A 5339-nucleotide genomic window follows, 5' to 3' on the forward strand; every position below is an offset into this window, starting at 1 on the left:
CGAGCAAGCCCTGCGCAAGCTGGTCGCCCGCGCCAGTGCCGAGCCGTGGGGCTTCGGCGCCGTCATCAGTCTGCCCCGTGCAGGGCCCGGCGAAGCCATCGATCTACGTGAACGGGCGATCATTCTGCATCACGAGTTGTCGCATGGGGAATATTTCACCAACGCGATCTATCGGCGTTTCGTGGCCTCGGTTTGGCAAAACGTGTTTACGGAGGATGAGCGAGCGCGGTTTCGCACCTACCTCACGAAGGATGGCTACGACCCGGCATTGGAAGACCTGATGATCAACGAGATGCAGGCCTATCTGATGCACACACCCGATCGGCGTTTCTTCGACGAGGCCGCACTGGGCATCCCACCTGACCGCATCGCGGCCATTCGCGCAGCATTCCTGGCGGCCATGCCGTCATGCTGGTTGCGGGACGTGACGCCCGATCCGAGCCTGGTGCAGGAGCGCCCCGTTGCGTTGCCGCGGCGGCGTCAGGGTTGGGTGTCGATGACGATCGCATCGACGGCAAGGCTGCCGCCCCGTCGCCGCAAATTATCGGCGGCGGCCCGTAAATCGCGCAGATACGCGTCCACTGGCTCCGTCTCGGGTCGGGCCTGAGCGAATAGCGGCGCGGTGGAGGCAATCGCGACGATCATGTCGGTTCCGAAGGGCGGCCCGACCGTCCATCCCTGGAAGCCCGACCGAGGACGCCCGAATTCTGAGCGTTGACCCGCCGTATAGGTGATATCGGGATAGCCTGCGCCCGGCGTCAAATGCACCAATGTGCCGTCATGCTGCACGTAATCGATCTGCAGATGACCGGCGAAATCCGGCATGGTGGTGCCCAGCGCAATGACTGCGTTGTCACGTAGGGCGCGCCTACCATCCGCCAACGCCATATGCATGCGGCGCGGCCCCGATCCGGGCCGGTCGGCGATAGCGCGCAATGTATCGAGCACCGGGCAATACGGCCCATCAAACGTTGCGAGCTGCCAATTGGTGGAGCGTGGTTCTGACGCCAGGGTCACCTGCCGAAGCGTGGCTTCGGCCGATCCCGTGCTCACAAGGCCTGTGACTGTGGCCACGCCTGACTCCGAAACCTCGCTGCTCACCAACGTACACTGCAGCCCAGGCAGCGCTGCAGCCAGTGTTGAACGAATTGCGCTGGGGCTTTTATCGACCTGGACGGGTGGCAGTGGCGGCGCGGCGGGCGACGGGATGGTGGGTGCTGGGGCGCTGGTCGAACTCGTCGTCGCGAAATTCTGCGGCGGCGATGATGGAGGACTGACCGGGACAGGGGGTGCCGTCACGACCACGGGCGGTGATGGCGGCGAAGTCGGCTGGACAGGTTCAACCGGCGGCGTCGGTGGTATTGAAACCGACGCCGTGGTGCTGGGCGACGACGTCACAACTGGCGGCGGTATCATTGTGGGCGGGGCACTCGCCGTCGCAGGAGGGCCGTCGGGTAGGGCGACCGGCGGCGGCCCGACGGGGACCGGTGGTGGCGTCATGCTGGCTGTCTGCACCGGAACTGTCGGCTCCGAGGGTGCAAGCGCCAGCCAACCCACCACCGCCAGTGCCAAAACAGCCGCAGCGCCACCCCCCGCGACCATCGGCAGTCTGGAAGATTTCCGTTCCTGCACGCCAGGACTTGCCCGAGCAAGTGCGGGTGCAGGCTGGCGGATCGGGGCCGCCACGATTGTCGCCTCCGACAGATCGGTTTCGAGCGCCGCCGTGCCGCCGTGCCGCAAAGCGTCGGCAAAGGCTGCAGCGTCGGGAAAGCGATCCTCCGGCCGGCGGGCCATGGCGCGGGCCACCACCGGGTCCAGCCATGGGGGCACCGACACCGACAACTCGGACGGCAGCGGCGGCGTGGTGTTCAGCACCTTGTGCATGATGGCCGTCAGGCCGCCATCGTAGGGACGGTCCCCGGTCAGCAACTGGTAGAGCAGCACTCCGGTGGAATAGATGTCGGAACGCTTGTCGACCGTCTGGCCCATGAACTGCTCGGCCGACATGTAGGCGGGCGTGCCCAATATGGTCCCCGCTTGGGTCATACTGCTGCTCTCGATCCGCGCGATGCCGAAATCGGCGATCTTGGCCCGGTTGTCCCGCGTGATCATCACGTTGGCAGGCTTAATGTCCCGATGCACCACCCCGCGGGCGTGGCTGTAGACCAGCCCGGCCAGGATATCGTCCATCACCCGCAGCGTTTCAGCCAGCGGCAGGCGTTCGTTTTTGTGCTCCAGCAGGTCCTTCAGCGTTTGGCCCTCAACGAACTCCATCACGATGTAGGCAAGCTCATCCGTCTCGCCGTAATCGAACACACCAACGATGTTCGGGTGGTTTAACCGGCCAGCCGCCTGCGCCTCCCGCTTGAACCGGGCAAGGCTTTCCTGCGCCTCAGGGTCGGCGCCGTCGGGTAGTTCCACCGTTTTGATGGCAACCCGGCGTTCGATGACCGGGTCCATACCGTCATAGACGGTGCCCATCGCGCCTTTGCCCAGAACCGCCCGGATCTGGTACTTGCCCAGCAGGCTGCCCGGCAGCAGGTTCGTCACAGACCGGCCATGCGCCCAATGGCCTCATCGGGCGCACCATCTCGCTCCGCGCTCAACGTGCGCCCGCGTCCTTCGCCAATCAGCGCGAACGGTGCCCAGTAGAACGGATGCGCTACGGCCGCGGGTAGGCCTTTGCCAGCCCCGTCCAGCAATGACAACTCCGCGCCCCGCAACGCGCCGGCTGCCCCATCCGGGTCCCCCGCGCGCAACCGTCGCATGGTATCGGCCACCAGCAGCGCTGCGATCTGGTCGTTGACCGACCAATGCGTCACCATCATCGCCCGCGCCCCGGCGTAGAAGAACGACCGCGCCAGGCCCGATAGGCTTTCGCCGCCGCTGCTGTCGCCGGGCCCGCCGGAATTACAGGCCGACAGGATGACCACGTCGGCATCTAGATCCAGCCCCATCACGCCCTCGGCGGTGATCAGTGCGCCAGAGGCATCTGGGGCGCCGGCAGGGGCCGATGCAACGATCGCAGGCTCCGACTGGCAGCGTAGATCGGTGGGCAGCAAAGCGTGGGTGGCGAAATGCAGTACCCGGAAGGGGCGCAGATCCATCGCGCGAACGCGCTGCGCGGTGAAGGACGTGCCCTCCAGCTCGTCGCTGGCCGAGCCGCCCAGTAGCGCCCGGGTTGCGTCCAGTTCACGCCGGGCGAAGGGCAGGGGCGGCAGGCCGGCGAATAGCTTGGCACTATCCTCGCAGGCGCCACGAGGGAAGGTGCGTTCCGCTTGCGCCAGCGTGACGGGGCGGAAATCGCCGAATCCGAACCAGGGCTGCCCACCCCGCGAGGCGACCGGCAGGCGGCGCAGCGATACGAAGTTCGCCGGCGCAGGCACGTGGCTGATCGCCATCTGACGCACCAACCACGGTGCGGCAGCCAATTGCGCCGGGTCACCTTTCCCAGTGAGCAACACGTTGAACGGCAGTGATAGCAATGGCCCGCTTGGCGCGACCACCAGCGCACGCACGCCATTCAGCCGCGGTTGCAGGCGGCCCAGAGTGCCGGCGTACAGTGCGGCCGCATCCGCCGTGTCAAATGGCGGCACGTCCGCGGTGGTCGGTTCGATCGACGCACGGATACGTTTGACCGTCGCTGTCGCGGCCGCGAGGTTCATCGTGGTCCGCGCCGCATCCACCTGGCCGTCGCGCAACACGAACACCCAACCGCCGCGATCGCTCAGCGTGATGGAGGTGAAGGCCTCGCCGGGCCGCAGGGCGGACAGAACATCTGCTGCGGACACGACTTCCTGCACCAACTGGCCGTATTGCGGGGCGGCGGCATGCAGCGCGGCGTCGGAGTCGGCCAACGCGGTCCGGGCATCCGTGATGGCCCGGTCCAGATCCACCGCCGGAGGCAGGGGCGGCGCGCCCGGGTCACGCAACGCCGGCGAGGCCAAGGCGTCGCGCTGCCGCTCCAAATCCGCCAGCTTGTTACCGGCATCCTGTTGCCGGCGGATCGCGGCGCCGACGCGCGGATCCTTGGCACCCGCCGTCAACCGGGCAGACGCGAGGGCGATCTGCTGGCTGGTGATGCCGCCCTGGGCCATCTGCGACGCCTCAAACATTTCCCCCAGAAGCGGCTGCCGGGCACCGGGCGCGCGGTCGGCGGCGGTGGCGTAGATGCCCAGGCATGGGTCCATCAGTTCGGCAGTAGTGCCGACCTTCAGCTCCCGCAACAGGGCGGCACCGCGTCGGCACAGGGTTAGCGCATCGTCCAAACCGCCATTTCGCGACGATTCCGCGGCGCGCAGCAGGTCGGTCGCGGCCAACGGGCGCGTGCCGGGTTGGGACTGGGTGAAATCGGCCGAGGCCAGAGTCATCCGCCGCAGCCCTTCATCGCCCTGCATGTCGGCGATCGTCGCCGTGGTGCGATACAGCCGCGCCGTCAGGTTACGCTGGCTGATCCCATGCGCCGCCGCCAGGCTCGCAGCAGAACGAATTTCGGCATCTGCCTCGGCCCCGCGGCCCAAATTACGCAGGGTGATCGCTTGGTAGCGGCGGGTTTCCACCACCCCGATCATCGCGCTCTGTTGCCCCGGCTCCAGCAGCAAATCTCCCATCGCAGCCGGCACCGCCTCCGCCCGGCTGCTGGCAACCAGGGTGCGAGGCGCCGCACCGGCCGGGGCCGCCAGCATGTCCGGCGGCAATTGAGCGGAATACCCGGCCTCTGCGGTTTTCAGCAGCGCCAACGCATCGGCATTACGGCCGCCATTGATCGCGCTCAGCGCGCGGTAATGCGCCAATCGAGCGCTCGCCGTCGGATCCGCCGCCCGCGGGGCGAGTTGTCCGGCCCGGGCGAATGCCGCGTCCGCATCAGGGGTGCGCCCCTGGTCCGACAACTGCAGCGCCACGTGCATTAGCGGCACGGCCGTATTCGGGTCGTTGGCGCCGAGTGCTTTCTGCTGCAGGGCCAGCGCGGCGCGGAACGCCTGTTCGGCCGGAATATAGCTTTCCGCCAAATTGGCACGGGTGCCAGCCAGCATGAGCTGCTCGTATTGGCCGACATCGTTGGCGCCGAAGGACTGGGCCGCTAGGCGCGCGGCGAACAGGCCGTCCGCACGGCCCGGCGGCAGCGTCGGCGCCGCAGCCGCACTCACCCTGCCCGCAAGCACGCCGATCGAGCGTTCCAGCACCGGCAGCACCGGCAGGATTGCATCCGCGTAGTAAGCCGTGCCATCGACCGAGGCGACCATCGCCGCCTGCGGCCACCCCCCGGCCCGGCGTGTGCACGACAGCACCACTGCCGGTGAGCCGCCAAGGATCGTCGTAGCCGCCTGATCGCCGCAAAT

2 protein-coding genes are annotated in these 5339 nt (G+C 67.5%); both read right to left on the reverse strand.

Annotated elements, in window-relative coordinates; all coding sequences use genetic code 11:
• Positions 1-480: 480 nt before the first annotated feature.
• On the reverse strand, positions 481-2550 hold the full coding sequence (locus GSQ76_RS08775; protein ID WP_158743537.1) for a serine/threonine-protein kinase: 2070 nt from the start codon (positions 2548-2550) through the stop codon (positions 481-483).
• Positions 2547-5339: CHAT domain-containing protein (locus GSQ76_RS08780; protein ID WP_158743538.1), on the reverse strand; the 2793-nt coding region annotated here is incomplete at its 5' end. The genes GSQ76_RS08780 and GSQ76_RS08775, both read right to left, overlap by 4 nt.

Origin of the sequence: Acidisphaera sp. L21, from assembly GCF_009765685.1 — a bacterium.
Classification (GTDB): domain Bacteria; phylum Pseudomonadota; class Alphaproteobacteria; order Acetobacterales; family Acetobacteraceae; genus LMUY01.